A 20,841-nucleotide genomic window follows, 5' to 3' on the forward strand; every position below is an offset into this window, starting at 1 on the left:
CGCCATGCGAACCGACTCTTCTCCCGGCCCCCTGCCGGCGCGGGAGCACCTCCCGGCCGGAGACGCCGGTACGCCTGTCCTTGACGTAGTGATCCCCGTCTACAACGAGGAGAAGGACCTCGGCCCATGTGTCGTCAGACTGCGTGAGCACCTCAAGCGCACCTTCCCGTACGCGTTCCGCATCACCATCGCGGACAACGCGTCCACGGACACTACCCCCCAGGTGGCGCGGCGACTTGAGGCGGAGATCGCCGAGGTGAAGTCGTTCCGGCTGGAGCAGAAGGGCCGCGGCCGTGCGCTGCGGACCGTCTGGTCGACCTCGGACGCGCCGATCCTCGCGTATATGGACGTGGACCTGTCGACCGACCTGAACGCGCTGCTGCCGCTCGTGGCGCCGCTCATCTCCGGCCACTCCGACCTGGCGATCGGGTCCCGGCTGGCCCGCTCGTCGCGCGTGGTCCGCGGCGCCAAGCGGGAGTTCATCAGCCGCTCGTACAACCTGATCCTGCGCGGCTCGCTGCAGGCCCGTTTCTCGGACGCGCAGTGCGGCTTCAAGGCGATACGGCGTGATGTCGCGCAGGTGCTGCTGCCGCTCATCGAGGACACCGGCTGGTTCTTCGACACCGAGATGCTGGTGCTCGCCGAGCGCGCGGGCCTGCGCATCCACGAGGTGCCCGTCGACTGGGTCGACGACCCGAACTCGACCGTGCACATCGTGAGGACGGCGACCGAGGACCTCAAGGGCGTCTGGCGGGTGGGCAAGGCCCTGGCCACCGGTTCGCTGCCGCTGGACCGGGTCGGCCGTCCCTTCGGCGACGACCCGCGCGACCGCGACATCGAGGACGTGCCCAAGGGCCTGGCCCGCCAGCTCGTCGGCTTCTGTGTGGTCGGCGCCCTGTCGACCCTCTTCTACCTGGTGCTGTACAGCCTCTTCCGGCAGTTCTCCGGCTCCCAGATCGCCAACGCCCTCGCGCTGCTGGTGTCGGCCGTGGCCAACACGGCCGCCAACCGGCGCCTGACCTTCGCGGTGCGCGGCCGGGGCGGAGCGGTGCGGCACCAGGCGCAGGGCCTGGTCGTCTTCGGTATCGGCCTGGCGCTGACCAGCGGTTCGCTCGCCGCCCTGAACGCGGCGAGCAGCGACCCCGCGCACTCCACCGAGCTGGCGGTGCTGGTCGCCGCCAACCTCGCCGCGACCGTCCTGCGCTTCCTGCTCTTCCGCGCCTGGGTCTTCCCGGACCGCGACGGCGGCCGGCAGTCCTCCTCCACGGTGGTGGCCGCGCACACCCCGTCGTCGCCGACGTACACCACGGTCCCCGGCGGATACCAGCCGCAGGGCCCGCTCCCGCAGCGCCCGACGCACCAGCCCTGTGCCCAGGGCGGCACCACGACCACTCCGTTCCGCGCCGGTGAAGCCGCGGACGGCACCTGGAGGGACGCCACCATGCAGTTGCAGCCGGTACGCCCCCGTGACACCGACGCGGGGGAGCCCCGATGAGCAGCACCCACACCGACCAGCCGACACAGTGGGGCCCGGCCCCCACGGCTCCCCCGCCGCCCAAGCACATGCCCGATGTCCCGGACACCCGGGACGCCACGCCGGCGCCGGAGTCGGATGAGCCCCGGCTGCCCTTCGTACGCAGACTCTGGCGCGGCCGCCCCGAGGACCCACGCTGGGCACGCCCGGCCTTCCTGGGCCTGCTGTTCGTCACCGCGCTGCTGTACTTCTACAACCTGAGCGCGTCCGGATACGCCAACTCCTTCTACTCGGCCGCCATACAGGCGGGCACCAAGAGCTGGAAGGCGACGTTCTTCGGCTCGCTGGACGCGGGCAACGCGATCACCGTCGACAAGCCGTCGGCGTTCCTGTGGCCGATGGAGATCGCGGCCCGGATCTTCGGCCTGAACTCCTGGACGATCCTCGGCCCCGAGGTCCTCATGGGCGTCGGCACGGTCGCGGTCGTCTACGCCTCCGTGCGCCGCCGGTTCAGCCCCGCGGCCGGCCTGATCGCGGGCGCCGTGCTCGCGCTCACCCCCGTCGCGGCGCTGATGTTCCGGTTCAACAACCCGGACGCGATGCTGGCCCTGCTGATGGCGCTGGCCTGCTACTTCGTCGTCCGCGCCGTCGAGGACGGCAGGACCAGCTGGCTGGTGTGGGCGGGCGTGGCGATCGGCTTCGCCTTCCTCGCCAAGACCCTCCAGGCCTTCCTGATCCTGCCGGCGCTGGCCTTCCTGTACGCGGCCGTCGGCCCGCACAAACTGAAGAAGCGGATCGGCCAGCTGGCCCTCGCGACCGGCGCGCTGATCGTCTCCGCCGGCTGGTGGGTCGCGATCGTCGAGCTGTGGCCGGCCACCTCCCGCCCCTACATCGGCGGTTCGCAGAACAACAGCTTCCTGGAGCTGACCTTCGGCTACAACGGCCTCGGCCGGATCAGCGGCGACGAGACCGGCAGCGTCGGCGGCGGTGGCGGCAGCACCGGCACCGGCCAGTGGGGCGCCACCGGCTGGGACCGGATGTTCAACTCCGAGATCGGCAGCCAGATCTCCTGGCTGATCCCGGCCGCGCTGATCCTGCTGGCCGCGGGCCTGGTGGCGACGCGCAAGCTGAAGCGGACCTCGGTGACCCGGGCCTCCTTCCTGGTCTGGGGCTGCTCGCTGCTGATCACCATGGTGGTCTTCAGCTACATGGCCGGCATCTTCCACCAGTACTACACGGTCGCCCTCGCCCCCTACATCGCCGCGGTGATCGGCATGGGCGCTGGGCTGCTGTGGGAGAAGCGCGCCGAGCTGTGGGCTCCGATCACCCTCGCCGCCGCCGTGGTCTCGGCCGCGGTCTGGGGCTATGTGCTCCTCGACCGCACCTCCACCTACCTTCCCTGGCTGAAGTGGCTGGTCCTGATCGGCGGTCTGGCCGCCGCGCTCGGCCTGGTCTTCGCGGGCCGGATCAGCCGCCAACTCGCCCTCGGAGCAGCGGCGGTGGGCCTGGTGGCCGCGCTGGCGGGTCCGACGGCGTACACCCTGAGCACGGTGGACTCGGCGCACACCGGTTCCATCCCGACGGCCGGCCCGGCGGGCGCGAGCATGATGGGCTTCGGCGGCGGTCCCGGCGGCCGTGGCGGTATGGGCGGCGGTGGCTTCGGCCAGGGCGGCCAGAACCAGCAGGGCGGCAACGGCACCACCCAGAACCAGCAGGGCTTCCCTGGCGGCGGCAACGGCGGCTTCGGCGACGGTATGCCGGGCCAGAACCAGCAGGGTCAGGGCCAGAACGGCAACGGAAGCACGCAGAACGGCAACGGCTTCCCGGGCGGCGGCCGGATGGGCGAAGGCGGTGGTGGCGTCGGCCTGCTGAACGGCGCGACCGTCACCTCCGAGGCCAAGAAGCTGCTGGAGAAGGACTCGTCGAACTACACGTGGGTCGCGGCGGCCATCGGTGCCCAGAACGCGGCGAGTTACCAGCTCGCCACCGACGAGTCGGTGATGGCGATCGGCGGCTTCAACGGCACCGACCCGGCCCCGACACTGGCCCAGTTCAAGGAGTACGTGGCGGACGGCAAGATCCACTACTTCATCTCCTCCGGTACCGGTGGCGGCATGGGCGGCAGCGGCAGCGGTGCGTCCTCGCTGATCACCTCGTGGGTCGAGAAGAGCTTCAAGAAGGTGACGGTCGGTTCGTCCACCTTCTACGACATGACACAGAAGGCGAGCAGCAGCAGCTGACGGTGGTCTGATCGGCGAGAGGGCGGTGGCCCGGGCCACCGCCCTCTCGCCGCACGCGCGGGGAACGGCGTACGGCGTTGTACGCCGTACAGGAATCGTTCTACGGTGTACAGCATGAGTTCTCAGGGCCACCCCCAGCGCTGGCTGATCCTCGGTGTCGTCTGCCTCGCGCAGCTCACCGTGCTGCTCGACAACACCGTTCTGAACGTGGCCATCCCCTCCCTCACCCAGGAACTGCACGCGGCCACCGCGGACATCCAGTGGATGATCAACGCGTACTCGCTCGTCCAGTCCGGCCTGCTGCTCACGGCGGGCAGCGCGGCCGACCGCTACGGCCGCAAGAAGATGCTGATCACGGGCCTCGTCCTGTTCGGCGCGGGTTCGCTGGCCGCGGGCCTGGCCGACTCCACGGCCCAGCTGATCGCCGCACGGGCCGGCATGGGCGTGGGAGGCGCGCTCCTGCTCACCACCACCCTTGCCGTGGCGATGCAGATCTTCACCCCCGACGAGCACTCCAAGGCCATCGGCATCTGGAGCGCCGTCAACGCGCTGGGCTTCGCCGCCGGCCCGCTGATCGGCGGGTTCATGCTCAACCACCTCTGGTGGGGCGCGATCTTCCTGATCAACCTCCCGGTCGCGGCACTGGCCCTGGCAGCGGTCGTGGCCCTGGTCCCCGAGTCGAAGAACCCGCAGGGCGACCGCCCCGACCTGCTCGGTGCCCTGCTCTCCACGGTCGGCATGGCCGCACTGGTCTTCGCGATCATCTCCGGCCCCGATCACGACTGGAGGTCCGCCCCGGTGCTGGTCACGGCGACCGTGGCGGCGGTGGTCCTCGGCGCCTTCGCGTACTGGGAGAGCCGGATCCCGTACCCCATGCTCGACCCCCACTTCTTCAGGGACCGCCGCTTCACGGGCGCCGTCGCCGGCGCGGTGCTCATCACCTTCGGCATGGGCGGCGCGCTGTTCCTGCTCACCCAGCACCTTCAATTCGTCCTCGGCTACGGCCCCTTGGAGGCCGGCCTGCGCACGGCACCGCTCGCGCTCACGGTCGTCGCCCTGAACTTCACGGGCCTGTCGGCCAAGTGGGCGACCAGGATGGGCACGCCGGTGGCGACAGCCCTGGGCATGCTGCTGATGTCGCTCGGGCTGGTGTCCATCGCCGTACTGGATGCGAGCGGGTACGGCGGCACGCTGCTCGGTCTGCTGCTGATCGGCGCGGGGTGCGCGATCGCCAACCCGGCCATGGCGCACGCCATCATGAGCGCGATCCCTCGGGAGAAGGCCGGGGTGGGGGCCGGGATCAACGGCACGCTGGCGGAGTTCGGGAACGGGCTGGGGGTCGCTGTGCTGGGAGCGGTGCTGAGTTCTTGGGTGGCGTCGGGGAAGTCGCTGTCGGCGGGGCTGGGGGCCGGGCAGTTGGTGGGCGCGGTCGCCGTGGTGGTCGGGGGGTTTGTCGCGGCGGGGCTTCTTCGGCGGGCGGAGAGGAATGTCGCCTGAGGGGGAGGGGGTAGGTGTGGAATTGGCCGTAGCCGCATATCGGACATAGCCCCGCGTCCCTAAAAGAGGCGCTGCAGCTTTAGCATCTTGAGAAGTGATCGTCGAGGAGGGGGTCGTGATGGCGCGGGCCAGTGTGTGGCTGGAGGAGAAGGCGCGCAAGGGGGGCCGTACCGGTCAGCCCTCCGGGCTAGACCGCGAGCGCATCACCTCGGCCACCGTCCGTCTCCTGGACTCCGACGGGCTCGACAAGTTCTCCATGCGGCGGCTGGCGGCCGAACTCAATGTGACCGCCATGTCCGTGTACTGGTACGTCGACACCAAGGACGACCTGCTGGAACTCGCCCTGGACGCGGCCTTCGGTGAACTGCGGCTGCCTGAGGTGACCGACGGCGACTGGCGGGAGCAACTGCGGGCGCTGGCCACGGAGTACCGCGCGCTGCTGGTCCGCCACCCCTGGCTGTCCCCGCTGGCCGGCCGCTACCTCAACATCGGCCCCCACTCGCTCGCCTTCTCCCGCGTGGTCCAGCGCGTCATGCGCCGTGCCGGACTGCCGGCGCACGGGGTGACGGGCGCGATCTCGGCCGTCTTCCAGTTCGTTTACGGCTACGGCACGATCGAGGGCCATTTCGCCGCCAGGGTGGCGACGGCGGGCATGACCCCCGACGAGTACTTCAACACGGCCATGGACGCGGCGACCGAGGCCCCCGGCACCGCAGAAGTCCTGGAGGAATCAAAGAGCCTCATGGCGGCAAGGGGCGGGGACACGGTCGCGGAAATGCTGGACAGAGACTTCACGTTCGCGCTGGACCTGCTGATCGCGGGCATCGAAGCCAAGGTGACCCGACCCGCTTGAGGCCAGTGCCTGTTGCGGCACTAGGCCTCCGGCGAAGCCAACCGCGCCGGGAAACCGCCGGTGGCGACCGGCCCCCACTTCTCCGGCGTCACCCGGATGATCGACTTCCCCTGCTTCAGCATCGCCGCCCGGTACTCGTCCCAGTCCGGATGCTCCCCGGCGATGTTCCGGTAGTACTCCACCAGAGGCTCCACCGACTCGGGTGAGTCGATCACCTCGGCGCGGCCGTCGATCTGGACCCACGGCCCGTTCCAGTCGTCGCTCAGGACGATCATGCTCACCCGCTCGTCCCGCTTGGCGTTGCGGGTCTTGGCCCGTTCGGGATAGGTGGAGGCCACGATCCGCCCGGAATCGTCGACCCCGCAGGTCAGCGGGGACCCCTGCGGGCTCCCGTCGGCGCGGCGCGTGAGCAGGATCGCGCGGTGGCGGGGTCGTACGAAGTCCAGCAGTTCGTCGAGGGAGACGGCGGTGTTCGTCGCGATGTTCGGTGCCATGGCGCCAGCCTAGGGCCGCGGGGCCCGCTCAGCCTGCTCCTGCCGTGCCTACGTTCACGCCTGCGGCAGTGACTCCCCCTGCACCGCCTGGATCTCCAGCTCCACCTTGAGGGTCGTACCGACGGCCGCGATGCCCGCCTGGACGACCTGGTTGTAGTTCATCGCGAAGTCCTCGCGGTGCAGCTCGGTAGTGGCGCGGAACGCGGCCCGGGTGCCGCCCCAGGGGTCGGCGCCGGTGCCGAGGTAGGCGAGGTCGAGGTCGACGGGGCGTACGACACCGCGCATGGCCAGCTCGCCGTGGACCGTCCAGCGGTCGGAGCCGGCCGCCGTGAGCCCGGTCGAGGTGTACGTGAGCTCGGGGTACCGGTCGACGTCCAGGAAGTCGGCCGAGCGCAGATGTGTGTCGCGCATGGCGTTGCCGGTGTCGATGGAGGCGGCCCGGATGACGGCCTGGACCCGGGACTTGGTGACGTCGTCGGGGGCGATCTCGATGGCGGCCGTGAAGTCCGTGAAACGGCCGCGGACACTGGAGATGCCCAGGTGCTGGGCGACGGCGCCGACCGTGGAGTGCACCGGGTCGGCGGTCCACGGGCCGGGCGGCGGCAGCTCGGTGCCGCCCACCCTGGCCAGCGTGACCGTGCCGACCTCGGCGCGGCCGCTGGCGGTGACGATGGCGCTGCAGGCCGCGGGCGCGTAGCCCACGGCGGTGACGATGACGGTGTACGCACCGGGCACGAGCGGATTCGGGTCCCGTACCGTGCCCTCGTCGTCGGCCTCGGCGCGCAGCACCTGCGTGCCGGTCATGTCGGTCACCGTGACGACCGCGTGCGACACGGCCCATCCGTCCCGGGTGCGGATCCTCGCGGTCAGTCCCATCCCGAATTCTCCCTGAAAACCGATCTAGAGGCGTGAAAAGCCTTATAAGTTGCGCGGATTGCGAGCGGCCCGGGGCAGCCGATGAACCATCGCTGCCCCGGGCCGGGGTGAACTACTCGCCGGGGTGGGAGAGTTCGATGTCGTGGCCGTCGACACCGGTGCCGGTGACGTTCAGGGCCGTGGCGACCGGCGGGTAGCCCGTCGCGATCACGGTGTAGTCACCGCCGTCCAGGTCGGCGAAGGCGTACGCGCCGTCGACGCCGGTGGTGGCCGTGCCGACCACGTTGCCGGCCGCGTCCACGAGAGTGACGCGGGCGTCGGCCAGCGGCCCGTGGGGGGCCCGTACGACACCCTGCAGCTGGGCGCCGGCGTCCAGGTCGACCTCGATCCGGGTGACCCCGGTGGTGCCGATCTCGACCGGCAGGGCACGGGGGCGGTACCCGGCCGCGTTCACCGCGACCGTCACCACACCCGGCACCAGCTCGCCGAACACGAACTGGCCCTGCTCACCGGTGGCCGCGGTGGCCAGCAGGTCGCCGCGCACGTCGGTGACGATCACCATCGCGTCCTTGACCGGCAGCGCGCTGCCCGCGCCCCGCACCACACCGCTCAGCCCGCTGGTGCCGCTGAGCAGGATGTCGTACGACAGCGGGTCCTCGCCCACCACGACGGTGGAGGCCTGCGGCTGGTGGCCGTCGGCGGAGGCGATCAGCACATACGAACCCGCGCCGGGGGCGTCCAGGCGGTAGGAGCCGTCGAAGCCCGCGACCGAGCGGCCCAGCTGGCGGCCGGAGAGCGAGATGAGGGTGACCGCGGCCTGGGCGACCGGGGCGCTCTCGGCGCCGCGCACGAAGCCGTGCACCGGGGTGCCGCCGGAGCCCGCCGACCGCTCGGGGGCGGCGATGGTCGCCACGGCGGCGAGCTGCCGGGTGGCTTCCGGAGCGGCATCCGTGGTGCTGCTCACGACCGGGGCGGCCCAGCTGGGCACGTTCTCCCCGGCGGGAGCCTCGAAGGCGGCAGCGGCGGCGGCCGGGGCGGCCTCGGCGCTGTCCCCGTCGGCGGCCTGGGCGAGCCCGCCCTTGGTCCTCAGCGGGACCTCCTTGATGAACAGGGTGATCAGGAAGGCGAGGGCCGCGATGCCGCCGGCGATCAGGAAGACGTCGGCGATGCCGTGGCCGTAGGCGCTCTCCATGAGGGTGCGCAGCGGGGCGGGCAGCTTGCTCAGGTCCGGGATGCTGTCGCTGGACGAGCTGGAACCGGCCAGGGCGGCCTGGTACTTGGGGGAGAGGGCGGAGACGCCCTCCGATATGTAGTGCGTGATCCGGTGGGACATCACCGCGCCCAGCGCCGAGACGCCGACCGCACCGCCGAGGGACCGGAAGAAGGTGACCGTGGAGCTGGCCGAGCCGAGGTCGGAGGGGGCGACCTGGTTCTGCGTGCACAGCACCAGGTTCTGCATCATCATGCCGATGCCGAGACCCAGCAGCGCCATGAAGATCGACATCTTCCAGTACGCCGTGTCGTACCGGATGGTCCCGAGCAGGCCCAGGCCGGCCGTCACGAGCACGCCACCGCTGACCAGCCATGCCTTCCAGCGGCCGGTGCGGGTGATGAACTGCCCGGAAACGGTGGAGGAGACGAACAGTCCACCGATCATCGGGATCGTCATCACACCCGACATCGTCGGGGACTTGTCGCGGGCCAGCTGGAAGTACTGGCTGAAGAAGACCGTGCCGGTGAACATCGCGACACCGACGAACAGTGAGGCCAGCGACGCCAGGGTGATGGTGCGGTTGCGGAACAGCCGCAGCGGGATGATCGGCTCCTTGGCCTTCGACTCGACGAGCACGAAGATCAGACCGAGGACGATCGAACCACCGACCATCGCGTACGACTGCCAGGAGATCCAGTCGTACTTGTCACCGGCGAAGGTGACCCAGAGCAGCAGCAGCGAGACGGCGGCGGCGACGAAGAACGCGCCGGCCCAGTCGACCTTGACCTCGCGCTTCAGCACGGGCAGGTGCAGGGTCTTCTGCAGCACGATCAGCGCGATGACGGCGAAGGGGACGCCGACGTAGAAGCACCAGCGCCAGCCCAGCCACGAGGTGTCGGTGATGACACCGCCGAGCAGCGGGCCGCCGACGGTGGCGACGGCGAAGGTCGCGCCGAGGTAGCCGGAGTAGCGGCCGCGCTCGCGCGGGGAGATCATCGCGGCCATGACGATCTGGGCGAGGGCCGACAGACCCCCGACACCGATGCCCTGGACGACACGGCAGGCGATCAGCATGGCGGCGTTCTGCGACAGACCGGCGGCCGCGGATCCCAGGACGTAGATGATCAGGGCTATCTGGACGAGCGCCTTCTTGTTGTACAGGTCCGCGAGCTTGCCCCACAGGGGGGTGGCCGCGGTCATCGACAGCAGGGCGGCGGTGACGACCCAGGTGTAGGCGGACTGGCCGCCGCCCAGGTCGGTGATGATGTGCGGCAGGGCGTTGGTGACGATCGTGGACGACAGGATCGCCACGAACATTCCGAGCAGCAGCCCGGACAGCGCTTCCATGATCTGCCGGTGCGTCATCGGGGCCTGCTCGACGGAGCCTCCCCCGTGCTTGGCATGGGCCCGCACACCGGCTGGTGTGGTCGTTGCCATGGGCTTCCTTTTCTACGTCTTACGCGGGTGTACGGGTGGTCGGTTCGAATGCGGGGGTGGTGGGGGCGCGGGCGGCGGAGGTGACCCTGGCCGTCGCGGCGGCCTTCGAGGCCGCCGGGTCGGGCGTGGCCGGGGCCGTCGCGGTCAGACGCGGTTGGGCGGCCCGGCACTCGCCGAAGCTGTCCCGGAGCCGGGTCATCAGCCGGATCAGCTGGTCGACCTCCTCGTCGCTCCAGTCGCCCAGCCGCTCGGTGAGCAGCTCGGTGCTGCGCCGGGACAGGTCCCGGAGGGTGGCCTCGCCCGCGGGGGTGAGGTGCACGATCCGGGAACGCTTGTCCGCCGGGTCGGGGGACCGCTCGATCCAGCCGCGCTCGGCGACGTGCGCCACGTGCCGGCTGGTCACGGACATGTCCACGGCGAGCAGCTCGGCGAGCTTGCTCATGCGCATGGATCCGTAGCGGCCGAGCAGCGTCAGCACGGCCGCGGAACCGGCCGGGCATTCGTGCGGCAGGATCCGCGCGAGGTCCCGCTTCACGGCTCCGACGGCGCTGAGCTGACGCGCTAGCTCCTCGAACTGCGCCTGCTCCGCCATCACACCTCCCCTATTCGTTGCTTGGGGCAACCATAGAACTGCTTGGTTGCCACAGGCAAATAAAAGAGCGGGATATGGATATAAAAGCTTGGCAAAGGCAAGTATTGCGAACGTAAACATCCAGGTGAGGTGGGCTGTGCCCCCGGGTGGCCCCCCACTTGGGCCACACCCCGGGATTCGCTAGTGTCTCGGGGCATGGCTAACACCCAGGGCCCCCAGGGCAACTACGACCCCGCCGGCAGCACCCAGATGTTCCGCGCGTTCGTCGACGAGGCCCCGCAGACCTCCCAGCAGACGGCGTCCACCTCCTCCTCCGGCGGCCCCCGCATCGGCCTGATCCTCGGCATTGTCGCCGTAGTGGTCGTGGTGGCGGCGGTGGCCTGGCTCGCGCTCAAGTAGTCACCCGACGGTCACAAGTCGTCCGACGGTCGCTGGTCGCTCGGTCAGCACCTCGGGCGATACGACGGCCAGGGCGGCGGCGCGACGAAGAACCCGGGGTCTCCCGCCCCGGGCTTTCGTCGTGCCCGTACGACCCCGGCCGCCCTCGCGCCCCCAAAGTCGCCCGGGGCGCACCGACTCAGCTCCACTCAGCTCCAGTCGGCCGCCACGACCCGGGTCTCGATATGCATGCCCAGGGGTGCGCGCCAGTCGTCCACGCAGACTGTCCAGGTCCCGCTCGTACGGGAGTTGGGCGCGCTCGGGGCCGGCAGGGACTGCGTCGAGTTGATCGTCGCCCAGTCGATGCCCAGCAGGTCGATGATGTGCGCGCCGAGGGTGATCGTGTCGGAACGGACCGCCGTACCGCCCGAGTTGCGGAACTCGACCGTCACCTTCTCGCACCACCGCTTGTCCGTGGGCTCGAGCGTGGGGGCGCTCCAGATGAGGGAGGCGGGTGAAGAGGCCGTGGGGTGCGGTGAGTTCGGCGTCGGCGGATCGGATCGCTGGGGCTGGGTGCCGTCCCGGCGGGAGGAAGAGGGCGAGGGTGAGGGCGGCAGGGCTGTTGCCTCGGGGCCGGAAGGGGGACCGGCCGCCCGGCGGCCGAGCCGTCTTCCGTGGTGGCCGGGCGGTCTTCCGCCGAGGGTGACCGCCTTCGGCCGAGGGTGACCCGTTCGCCGTCCCCGCCGAGCCGTCCAGCGGGACCAGCGTCACCGATCCCGTCGGTCTCGACGACGTCCCCGGCCCCCGGACGGGGGCCGGCCGCCCCCACCGCCGTATAGCCGCCGCTGCCACCCCCTGCGCACGCCGTGAGTGCGGAGGCCAGGCAGACGGCGGCCGCCGACGCTGCCGTGAAGGCGCCTCGGCGGCCACTCGGTGTCCTACGGAGAAGCATCGCGCCAGTGTGGCTGACGCCCCGTCACTAACGAAGCGGTCGGAGCGGGTTCAGTCCGAGACCAGGCCCTCGCGGAGCTGGGCCAGGGTGCGGGTCAGCAGGCGGGAGACATGCATCTGGGAGATGCCGACCTCGTCGCCGATCTGAGACTGGGTCATGTTCGCGAAGAAGCGGAGCATGATGATCCGGCGCTCGCGGGGCGGGAGCTTGGCCAGCAGCGGCTTCAGCGACTCGCGGTACTCGACGCCCTCCAGGGCCGTGTCCTCGTAGCCGAGGCGGTCGGCCAGGGAGCCCTCGCCGCCGTCGTCCTCGGGGGCCGGGGAGTCGAGGGAGGAGGCGGTGTAGGCGTTGCCGACGGCGAGACCGTCGACCACGTCCTCCTCGGACACGCCCAGGACCGCGGCCAGTTCGGGGACCGTCGGGGAGCGATCCAGCTTCTGGGAGAGCTCGTCGCTGGCCTTGGTGAGGGCCAGGCGCAGCTCCTGGAGGCGGCGCGGTACGCGGACCGACCAGGACGTGTCGCGGAAGAACCGCTTGATCTCGCCGACGACCGTCGGCATCGCGAACGTCGGGAACTCCACGCCCCGTTCGCAGTCGAAGCGGTCGATCGCCTTGATCAGGCCGATGGTGCCGACCTGGACGATGTCCTCCATCGGCTCGTTGCGGCTGCGGAAGCGGGCCGCCGCGTAGCGCACGAGGGGGAGGTTGAGTTCGATCAGGGTGTCCCGGACGTAGGCACGCTCGGGGCTGTCCTCATCGAGTGCGGCAAGGCGCAGGAACAGGGAGCGGGACAGGGTGCGGGTGTCGAGGCCCTCCGAGGTGCCCGGGACTGCGGGCGTCGGAGGAGTCTCCAGCGCCGGGGCGCCGTCGATGCTGTCGAGCACGTCGATGGCGTCGAGCTCCTTGGGCGCTGCCTCGCTCTTCGTGGGCGTAAGCACCTTCGAGCTGCCCTGGTCTGCGGACATGCCACCCCCTTTGGGTCGCGGGACGGTCGCAGCGGCGCTCCCATGCTGGGAACGGCGCCTTCACCTGAATACCGGAGGCGGAGCCCCGGCAAACGCGCTTCCCGCAGAATGTCACATGTCGGCAACACGCTGTAGTGACATGTCGACATGGGATACGCGAATCCGCCCTGGATGCAGGGGGTCTGACGCTTTTTGGACGCCCAACCGTCGGAAAGTGCGCTGGTGAGCGATTCGCTCGCACCGGTGATGGCTCGATCCTGCTTGCGGTTACGGTCGCACCAAGTCGCCGGGAGCGTGTCTCGGACCGGTAACGGGCGCTGCGCTGTGCCCTGCGACGGCGCTTGCGTCGGGTCTTGCCACGGCGCGTGCGACGGCGCTCGCCGCAGGCCTTGCGCCGAGCCTTGCGCCCGGCTTTGCGCCGGACCTTGCGACGGGGGTCAGGCCTCGATGCGGTTCGCCGAGCGCAGCCGCTGGAAGCTGCGGGCCAGGAGGCGGGAGACATGCATCTGGGAGACGCCCAGCTCCGCGCTGATCTGCGACTGGGTGAGGTTGCTGTAGTAGCGCAGGAGGAGGATCCGCTGCTCCCGCTCGGGGAGTTGCACCAGCAGGTGGCGGACCAGGTCGCGGTGTTCCACGCCGTCCAGGGCCGGGTCCTCGTAGCCGATGCGGTCCAGCAGGCCCGGCATGCCGTCGCCTTCCTGGGCGGCCTCCAGCGAGGTCGCGTGGTACGACCGGCCGGCCTCGATGCAGGACAGCACCTCCTCCTCGCTGATCCGCAGCCGTTCGGCGATCTCGGCGGTGGAGGGGGAGCGGCCGAAGGCGGTGGTCAGGTCCTCGGTCGCGCTGTTTACCTGGACCCACAGCTCGTGCAGCCGGCGCGGGACGTGCACGGTGCGTACGTTGTCCCGGAAGTAGCGCTTGATCTCGCCGACGACGGTCGGCATCGCGAAGGTCGGGAACTGCACGCCCCGGTCCGGGTCGAAGCGGTCGATGGCGTTGATCAGCCCGATGGTGCCGACCTGGACGACGTCCTCCATCGGCTCGTTGCGGGAGCGGAAGCGGGCGGCCGCATAGCGCACGAGCGGGAGGTTCGCCTCGATGAGCGCCGCGCGCACCCGGGTGTGCTCCGGCGTGCCCGGCTTGAGGTCCTTGAGCTGACCGAAGAGCACCAGGGTCAGCGCCCTGGTGTCGGCGCCCCGTCGTTTCTCCGGGGTCGGGGCGGGCGCCTGGACGGCGGCCTGGGCGGTGGGGTGAGTGGGGGTCTGGGCGGTGGGGGTCTGGGCGGAGGGGTGAGTGGGGGCGGGCGCCTCTTCCTGGGGCGGCGCAGAACTGGCCGACACGGTCAACGCCACCTCTTCATCGGTCAATCATCCGTCAAAAGCGGTCATAGCATCACAACACATGTGCACTGTGCGCAAGCACCCCATAACGTCGTGTTGAGAGTGAAAAACGGCAAGTTGGGGCATAAGACACAGAAAAGCCCCCTGCCGTTCCCGGCGGAGGGCCGCCTCCAGTAGGCGCCGTACTGCTCTCCGGGGGGTGCCGTACTGCTCAGAACTCGTAGTCGGCGATCACCCACGTGGCGAACTCCCGCCACTGCGCCGCGGCCGCCTGGTGGGCCGGGTGCTCCACGTACCGCTTCAGCGCGTCCCCGTCCTCGACGGCCGAGTTGATCGCGAAGTCGTGGGCGATGGGGCGCTCGGTGATGTTCCAGCCGCACTCCCAGAAGCGCAGCTCCTCGATCTGGTCGCCGAGTGCGAAGAAGGCATCGGCGCCCGCGACGACCCGCGGATCGTCGCGCTCGACGCCGTCGTTGAGTTTGAAGAGGACCAGGTGGCGGATCATGGATGCTCCCGGGGTGGTGCGCTATTTGGCTCCGTTGGCGAGCCAGGTCATGAACGACCCGATGGCCTTGGCCGCGTCCGAAATGCCCTCAAAGCCTATCTGAACATAATCGGCCGCTTTGGCCGGGTCTGTGATGATCACGTAGAGCGCGAAGACCACGAGCACGTACGTGGCGATCTTCCTGGCATTCACCGCCACCGCGGCCTCCCCTGTGCCTGCATCTGCCGGCGTGTCTGCGTAGCCTGTGGACCCTGCTGCCGGGCGCGAGTGTAACCTTCACGCCCCCCGGGGCGACCAACGGCCCGATGGTCGAGGCTCTTTGGCGGTTCCGGGGCGCGGCCGGGGGCGCAGGACGGAGCTCTGCCCGGGCGGACCCGGCGGGAATTGGGACAGACCCCGTCGGGGGGCGCGCGTCGGCGCCTCCCCGTGGCCGGCGGTGACAGTGGAAATGACCCCGTCCGCGGACGCAGAAAGGGCCCCGTCTTTCGGCGGGGCCCTTCTTCAGCGGTAGCGGAGGGATTTGAACCCTCGGTGACTTGCGCCACACTCGCTTTCGAGGCGAGCTCCTTCGGCCGCTCGGACACGCTACCGAGGGAGACCTTACAGCACGGGGGGCCATGCCCTGAAATCCGTATTCGGGGCCTGGGGCGGCCCTCAGCGGTCGCGGAAGAACTCCGTGAGCAGCCGGGCGGACTCCTCGGCGAGGACGCCCTCGACGACTTCGGGGCGGTGGTTCAGGCGCCGGTCGCGTACGACGTCCCAGAGCGAGCCGGCGGCGCCGGCCTTCTCGTCGCGGGCGCCGTAGACGAGCCGGTCCACGCGGGACTGGACCAGGGCACCGGCACACATGGTGCAGGGCTCCAGCGTGACCACGAGGGTGCAGCCGGTGAGCCGCCACTCGCCCGCCCGTCGCCCGCCGGCACCCTCCCCGGCGGAGCTCGGCGCCGCGGAATTCCCCAGGACGGCGGTGGAATTCCCCGGGGCCGCGGCGGAACTTCTCAGGGCCGCGGCGGCCCGGCGCAGCGCGAGGACCTCGGCGTGCGCGGTGGGGTCGCCGGTGGCCTCGCGTTCGTTGTGACCGGTCGCGAGGACCGTCGTACCGTCCGGGGACAGCACGACGGCGCCGACGGGGACGTCCCCGCCCCGGACGGCCTGCCCGGCCTCGTCCAGGGCGAGCCGCATCGCGGCCCGCCAGCGGTCGCGTACCGGGTCGGGGGACCCGTATGCCTCGTCGAGGGTCAGCGGACGGTCTCCAGGACCTCGGCGGCCCCCAGGGCCTCGGCGATCTCGTTGAGCGCGTCGTCGCTGAGCGACAGCAGCTCCTTCGCGCTCACGCCCAGGTCGTCGAGGATCCCGTTGTCGCCGACCGGGCCGGACGGCATGGCGGACATGTCCCTGTCCGGGTCCTCGTCGTCCTCGGCCTCCGGCTCACCGTCCTCGGTGCCGTCGAGGTCGAGGGCGTCCAGGTCGTCGTCTTCGTCCTTGGGCTCCCTTCCGAGCAGTTCGTCCGTGAGCAGGAGCTCGCCGTACGAGCTACGGGCGGCGGCGGCTGCGTCGGAGACGAAGACCCGGGGGTCCTCCTCGCCGTCGACGCGCACGACGCCGAACCACGCGTTTTCCTGCTCGATGAAGACGAGCACCGTGTCGTCGGCGTCCGACGCCGATTCCCGGGCCAGGTCGGCCAGGTCCGACAGGGTCTCCACATCGTCGAGCTCTGTGTCGCTCGCTTCCCACCCGTCTTCGGTGCGCGCGAGCAGTGCGGCGAAGTACACCGTGACTCTCCCACTGGTCTTAGGCGTGCCGGTTGGGGGTCCCCCCGGCGGAGGTTCTGGGCGGGGAGAGCTGTGCTCCGAGCCCCACCCACTCGGAATCGTGGCAGAAACAAGGCGTTCAGGGGACGTCTTCGGCTCCCTGTGTCTGGCAGTTTTGATCGCACGTATGCAAAGAGGCGTCCATGTGCCCGTGTACGGGGTCACCAGCGCACTCGTTGCCGCCACCTGCGGATCGTACGCGGGTTTCCTCGCGGTCCACGCACGGCCTTCCCCATGACGGACCGCAACGCGCCACAAGCAGTGGATCTTTGCCGAACGATCGGCTTTACGACTTTCAACGTTCTTGCCGTCCTGCCGACGGCTACCAGCGGAACGTGCGCATACGCATGGCGTGTCGCAGCCGGGCCGTCTTGGCGCGGCGGGGCTGGACGCGGTCGCGCAGCGCCTTGGCCTCGGCGAGTTCGCGCAGGAACCAGGCCCGGCGACGGCGCCGCTCGGCCTCCGTCTCACCCTCGGGCGCGCCGTATGCGCGGTCGGACAGCTCAGGCAGCTCAGGCAGATCAGGCACGGTCACACCACCCCACTCCGTCACTCCCACGTTCCCCCGGACGGGGGGTTTGATGCCGGCGCGGGGCCGGCGCAGGGCCAGCGCGAGGTGTACGGGGACGCGGTTACTGTTATGGGCATGCGTCTCCACGTCGTCGACCACCCCCTGGTCGCCCACAAGCTCACCACCCTGCGCGACCGGCGCACCGACTCCGCGACGTTTCGTCGGCTCGCCGACGAACTGGTCACTCTGCTCGCCTACGAGGCGACGCGGGACGTGCGGACCGAGGCCGTCGATGTCCAGACCCCGGTCTCGTCCACCACCGGCGTCAAGCTCGCCCGTCCCCGCCCGCTGGTCGTGCCGATCCTGCGGGCCGGGCTCGGCATGCTGGACGGCATGGTCCGGCTGCTGCCGACCGCCGAGGTGGGCTTCCTGGGCATGATCCGCAACGAGGAGACGCTCCAGGCGTCCACGTACGCCTCGCGGATGCCGGAGGACCTCTCCGGGCGCCAGGTGTACGTCCTGGATCCGATGCTGGCCACGGGCGGCACGCTGGTCGCGGCGATCCGTGAGCTCATCAAGAGGGGCGCGGACGATGTGACGGCGGTGGTCCTGCTGGCCGCGCCGGAGGGTGTCGAGCTCATGGAACGGGAGCTGGCGGGGACGCCGGTCACCGTCGTGACGGCGGCGATCGACGACCACCTCAACGAGCACGGGTACATCGTGCCGGGGCTCGGGGACGCGGGGGACCGCCTCTACGGGGCGGCCGAGTAACAGCTGCGCCGGGCGGGTGAATGGCCGTGGGTGGCTGGGCGCCCTGGCGCCGTAGGGGTGCGGGTGTGGTGGCGGGCGCGGGGGCCGTTGTGGCTGGTCGCGCAGTGCCCCCGCCCAGTTCCCCGCGCCCCTTCAGGTCGGCTGCCCTCGGCGGCGTTCGGACTGTGCCCGCTGTTCCGGCGGAGCCCGGCCCTCAGCAGTCCTTCTTCGAAGTCGACGCCGTCGGCTTGGGGTTCGACAAGGCCGCGATGGCCTTCGCGGCGGTCGCCTGGGGAGTCAGGGTCCTGAACGCGTCGCCCAGGATCAGGTCCACGTCGGCGCCCTTGCGGCCCGCCTCCGTGCGCTGGTCCGGTGCCGTCAGCTGGGTGGCTAGCACCGCCAGGGACGTGTGCAGGGCAGAGGCCGGTCCGAGCAGTATCGCCGCGCCCTTGACCTTCGCGTCGAACTTCGTCGGCGCGTTGCCGACGGCGCCGATCTTGAAGCCGCGCTTCTTCAGTTCGTCCGCGGTGTCCTTGGCCAGGCCCGTGCGGGTCGTGGCGTTGTAGACGTTGACCGTGATCTGGGCCGGTTTCGGCAGCGCCGCCGACGACGCGCCGGCCGCCGGGCTCGCGCTCGCTGCGGCCTGCTTGACGCACGCCGTGACACCTGCCGCCGACGCCTTCTTGTCACCGCCCGTGAAGACGTCGATGAGCTGCAGGGTGCCCCAGCCGACCAGGCCTAGCGCGGTGACGGAGGCGACCATGGACAGGGCGAGCCGGGCACGCCGCCGGCGCGGGCGCATGCGAGGGTATTTGTCCCCTGTGATCCGGTACTGGCCGCCCATGCCGGGGGGAGTCAGCATGCTCATGAGCGCAGCGTAGTGCGCCACGGGTGCGTTGACTAATAAATGATCATCCGACGTCGCACGGTCCAACCCGAAAGGGGCAACCGGCGCGTAACGACGGGTGGTGAGCGGGCGTCAGCCGAGTTCGAGCACGCGTGCGTGCAGCACCTGACGCTGCTGGAGGGCGGCGCGGACCGCGCGGTGCAGCCCGTCCTCCAGATACAGGTCGCCCTGCCACTTCACGACGTGCGCGAAGAGGTCGCCGTAGAACGTCGAGTCCTCGGCGAGGAGGGTCTCCAGGTCGAGCTGCCCCTTGGTCGTCACGAGCTGATCGAGGCGGACCGGGCGCGGTGCGACGTCCGCCCACTGCCGGGTGCTCTCCCGGCCGTGGTCGGGGTACGGCCGGCCGTTTCCGATGCGCTTGAAGATCACACGGAAAGCCTACCGGTCCAGACGTTCCGGGCGCAGCCATGGCGACCGAGTGCGACGCTGGAAAAGACGCCGTAAAGGTCATCAAAAAGGCAAAACGGGAACAGGGGGTCCGATGATGAGCGCCGGTGAAGCCGAGGAAACCGGTGAAACGCCCCTGGCCGAGCTCGCCAAGATCGCCGAGATCGCCTCCGGGTACGCCTTCACCGGTCAGGCGCTGGACCTCGGCGCCCTCCTCTGGGAGGGCCGGTGCCGTCCCGACGCCCCGATCCGTATCCCGCTCCCCATGCTCAACCGGCACGGCCTGGTCGCCGGCGCCACCGGCACCGGCAAGACCAAGACCCTCCAGCTGATCGCCGAACAGCTCTCGGCGCAGGGTGTCCCGGTGTTCCTGGCGGACGTCAAGGGCGACCTGTCGGGCATCGCCCGCCCCGGGCAGACGAACGAGAGGGTCCGAGGCCGGGCGGAGGAGGTGGGGCAGGAGTGGACGGCGGCCGGCTTCCCCGCCGAGTTCTTCGCGCTCGGCGGCCTCGGCCACGGCATCCCGGTCCGCGCCACCGTCACCAGCTTCGGCCCGGTGCTGCTCTCCAAGGTGCTCCAGCTCAACCAGACCCAGGAACAGTCCCTCGGCCTGATCTTCCACTACGCGGACACCAAGGGCCTGGAGCTGACCGACCTCAAGGACCTGCGCGCGGTGGTCGCCTTCCTCACCTCCGACGAGGGCAAGGCCGAACTGAAGAACATCGGAGGGCTGTCGACGGCCACGGCCGGGGTGATCCTGCGCTCGCTGACCGCCTTCGAGGCGCAGGGCATGGCGGACTTCTTCGGCGAGCCGGAGTTCGACACGGCCGACTTCCTCCGTACGGCACCGGAGGGCCGGGGCATCGTCTCGGTCCTGGAACTCCCCGCCGTGCAGGAGAAGCCGCTCCTCTTCTCCACGTTCCTGATGTGGCTGCTGGCCGACCTCTTCCACGACCTCCCCGAGATCGGCGACGCCGACAAGCCGAAGCTGGTCTTCTTCTTCGACGAGGCGCACCTGCTGTTCAACGACGCCTCCAAGGCGTTCCTGGACTCGATCACCCAGACCGTGCGCCTCATTCGCTCGAAAGGGGTCGGCGTCTTCTTCGTCACGCAGACCCCCAAGGACGTACCCTCCGACGTCCTGGCCCAGCTCGGCAACCGCGTCCAGCACGCGCTCAGGGCCTTCACCCCCGAGGACCAGAAGGCGCTGCGGGCGACCGTGCAGACCTTCCCGAAGTCGTCGTACGACCTCGAAGAGCTTCTCACCGGGCTCGGCACCGGAGAGGCCGTGGTCACCGTCCTCAGCGAGAAGGGCGCCCCGACCCCGGTCGCGGCGACACGGCTGCGGGCCCCCGAGTCCCTGATGGGGCCCGTCGACGCGGCGGAACTGGACGCGGCGGTGCGGGGGTCCGCTCTCTATGGACGTTATGCACAGGCTGTGGACCGGGAGTCGGCGTACGAGAAGCTGCGGCAGGCCCCGGCCGCCGAGCCGAAGGCCGAAGGCCGGCCGAAGCCCGCGGCCCGGAGAGAGGAACCCTCTCTCGTCGAACAGGTGGTCGGCAGCGGGATGTTCAGGTCCCTCGCCCGTTCGGTGGGCACACAGCTCGGCCGGGAGATCACCCGGTCGCTGTTCGGTACGGCGCGCAGGCGCAGGTGAGC

Annotated in this window: 21 protein-coding genes and 1 tRNA gene; 7 read left to right on the forward strand and 15 right to left on the reverse strand. The window is 70.4% G+C overall.

Annotated elements, in window-relative coordinates; genetic code table 11:
- Window positions 1-4 precede the first annotated feature (4 nt).
- The 4 genes from ABZ396_RS28620 (at window position 5) to ABZ396_RS28635 (ending at window position 6,064) form a co-directional block, all read left to right on the forward strand.
- Entirely contained in the window at window positions 5-1,495 is a 1,491-nt protein-coding gene (locus ABZ396_RS28620; protein ID WP_358917367.1) for a bifunctional glycosyltransferase family 2/GtrA family protein, read from the forward strand.
- Window positions 1,492-3,714, forward strand: a complete 2,223-nt coding sequence (locus ABZ396_RS28625; RefSeq protein WP_358917365.1) for a glycosyltransferase family 39 protein — start codon at window positions 1,492-1,494, stop codon at window positions 3,712-3,714. Before ABZ396_RS28620 ends, ABZ396_RS28625 begins: the two co-directional genes overlap by 4 nt.
- Before the next feature lie 114 nt (window positions 3,715-3,828).
- Window positions 3,829-5,211, forward strand: a complete 1,383-nt coding sequence (locus ABZ396_RS28630; protein ID WP_358917363.1) for an MFS transporter — start codon at window positions 3,829-3,831, stop codon at window positions 5,209-5,211.
- 118 nt (window positions 5,212-5,329) lie between these two features.
- Window positions 5,330-6,064 (forward strand): TetR/AcrR family transcriptional regulator, encoded by a 735-nt coding sequence (locus ABZ396_RS28635; RefSeq protein WP_358917450.1) that lies wholly within the window; start codon window positions 5,330-5,332, stop codon window positions 6,062-6,064.
- A 20-nt stretch (window positions 6,065-6,084) separates the two neighbouring features.
- Here the strand turns inward: ABZ396_RS28635 and ABZ396_RS28640 are convergent, their stop codons facing one another.
- The 4 genes from ABZ396_RS28640 to ABZ396_RS28655 all read right to left on the reverse strand — a co-directional run bounded on the left by ABZ396_RS28640 (window position 6,085) and on the right by ABZ396_RS28655 (window position 10,676).
- Complete coding sequence (locus ABZ396_RS28640; RefSeq protein WP_358917361.1) at window positions 6,085-6,558, reverse strand: PPOX class F420-dependent oxidoreductase; 474 nt, start codon at window positions 6,556-6,558, stop codon at window positions 6,085-6,087.
- Window positions 6,559-6,612: 54 nt separating this feature from the next.
- On the reverse strand, window positions 6,613-7,434 hold the full coding sequence (locus tag ABZ396_RS28645) for a YceI family protein (protein ID WP_358917359.1): 822 nt from the start codon (window positions 7,432-7,434) through the stop codon (window positions 6,613-6,615).
- Between the two features lie 112 nt (window positions 7,435-7,546).
- On the reverse strand, window positions 7,547-10,084 hold the full coding sequence (locus tag ABZ396_RS28650) for an MFS transporter (RefSeq protein WP_358917357.1): 2,538 nt from the start codon (window positions 10,082-10,084) through the stop codon (window positions 7,547-7,549).
- Window positions 10,085-10,103: 19 nt separating this feature from the next.
- Entirely contained in the window at window positions 10,104-10,676 is a 573-nt protein-coding gene (locus ABZ396_RS28655) for a MarR family transcriptional regulator (protein WP_358917356.1), read from the reverse strand.
- Window positions 10,677-10,871: 195 nt separating this feature from the next.
- On the opposite strand from ABZ396_RS28655, the gene ABZ396_RS28660 reads away from it, so the two are divergent.
- Window positions 10,872-11,075: a hypothetical protein gene (locus ABZ396_RS28660; protein ID WP_358917354.1), complete on the forward strand. Its 204-nt coding sequence runs from the start codon at window positions 10,872-10,874 to the stop codon at window positions 11,073-11,075.
- A 188-nt stretch (window positions 11,076-11,263) separates the two neighbouring features.
- Here the strand turns inward: ABZ396_RS28660 and ABZ396_RS28665 are convergent, their stop codons facing one another.
- The 9 genes from ABZ396_RS28665 to ABZ396_RS28705 form a co-directional block, all read right to left on the reverse strand.
- The gene (locus ABZ396_RS28665; RefSeq protein ID WP_358917352.1) at window positions 11,264-11,506 is read right to left on the reverse strand and encodes a hypothetical protein; all 243 of its coding nucleotides are present in this window, start codon (window positions 11,504-11,506) and stop codon (window positions 11,264-11,266) included.
- A 550-nt stretch (window positions 11,507-12,056) separates the two neighbouring features.
- Entirely contained in the window at window positions 12,057-12,971 is a 915-nt protein-coding gene (locus ABZ396_RS28670) for an RNA polymerase sigma factor SigF (RefSeq protein WP_358917351.1), read from the reverse strand.
- Between the two features lie 437 nt (window positions 12,972-13,408).
- Complete coding sequence (locus tag ABZ396_RS28675) at window positions 13,409-14,311, reverse strand: RNA polymerase sigma factor SigF (RefSeq protein WP_358917349.1); 903 nt, start codon at window positions 14,309-14,311, stop codon at window positions 13,409-13,411.
- Window positions 14,312-14,522: 211 nt separating this feature from the next.
- Window positions 14,523-14,816 carry a Dabb family protein gene (locus ABZ396_RS28680; protein ID WP_358917347.1) on the reverse strand — a complete coding sequence of 98 codons (294 nt, stop codon included), beginning with the start codon at window positions 14,814-14,816 and terminating at the stop codon, window positions 14,523-14,525.
- A 21-nt stretch (window positions 14,817-14,837) separates the two neighbouring features.
- Entirely contained in the window at window positions 14,838-15,014 is a 177-nt protein-coding gene (locus tag ABZ396_RS28685) for a hypothetical protein (protein WP_358917345.1), read from the reverse strand.
- Between the two features lie 307 nt (window positions 15,015-15,321).
- Window positions 15,322-15,406, reverse strand: a tRNA-Ser gene (locus ABZ396_RS28690).
- Between the two features lie 64 nt (window positions 15,407-15,470).
- Window positions 15,471-15,998, reverse strand: a complete 528-nt coding sequence (locus ABZ396_RS28695) for a nucleoside deaminase (RefSeq protein ID WP_358917344.1) — start codon at window positions 15,996-15,998, stop codon at window positions 15,471-15,473.
- Between the two features lie 56 nt (window positions 15,999-16,054).
- A complete protein-coding gene (locus ABZ396_RS28700) occupies window positions 16,055-16,588 on the reverse strand; it encodes a hypothetical protein (protein ID WP_358917342.1) in 534 nt (177 codons plus the stop codon).
- A 361-nt stretch (window positions 16,589-16,949) separates the two neighbouring features.
- On the reverse strand, window positions 16,950-17,147 hold the full coding sequence (locus tag ABZ396_RS28705; protein ID WP_358917448.1) for a hypothetical protein: 198 nt from the start codon (window positions 17,145-17,147) through the stop codon (window positions 16,950-16,952).
- A gap of 126 nt (window positions 17,148-17,273) precedes the next feature.
- Here ABZ396_RS28705 and upp point away from each other — a divergent pair, with 126 nt between their 5' ends.
- Window positions 17,274-17,909: a uracil phosphoribosyltransferase gene (upp, locus tag ABZ396_RS28710; protein ID WP_358917340.1), complete on the forward strand. Its 636-nt coding sequence runs from the start codon at window positions 17,274-17,276 to the stop codon at window positions 17,907-17,909.
- Between the two features lie 193 nt (window positions 17,910-18,102).
- Here upp and ABZ396_RS28715 read toward each other — a convergent pair whose 3' ends face one another.
- Together ABZ396_RS28715 and ABZ396_RS28720 are read right to left on the reverse strand one after the other, a co-directional pair.
- Complete coding sequence (locus ABZ396_RS28715; protein WP_358917338.1) at window positions 18,103-18,756, reverse strand: LytR C-terminal domain-containing protein; 654 nt, start codon at window positions 18,754-18,756, stop codon at window positions 18,103-18,105.
- Window positions 18,757-18,867: 111 nt separating this feature from the next.
- On the reverse strand, window positions 18,868-19,164 hold the full coding sequence (locus ABZ396_RS28720; RefSeq protein WP_003955420.1) for a type II toxin-antitoxin system VapB family antitoxin: 297 nt from the start codon (window positions 19,162-19,164) through the stop codon (window positions 18,868-18,870).
- 115 nt (window positions 19,165-19,279) lie between these two features.
- Here ABZ396_RS28720 and ABZ396_RS28725 point away from each other — a divergent pair, with 115 nt between their 5' ends.
- Window positions 19,280-20,839 carry a helicase HerA-like domain-containing protein gene (locus tag ABZ396_RS28725; RefSeq protein WP_358917336.1) on the forward strand — a complete coding sequence of 520 codons (1,560 nt, stop codon included), beginning with the start codon at window positions 19,280-19,282 and terminating at the stop codon, window positions 20,837-20,839.
- Window positions 20,840-20,841 lie beyond the last annotated feature (2 nt).

It is taken from the genome of Streptomyces sp. NPDC005866 (assembly GCF_040629895.1).
Classification (GTDB): domain Bacteria; phylum Actinomycetota; class Actinomycetes; order Streptomycetales; family Streptomycetaceae; genus Streptomyces.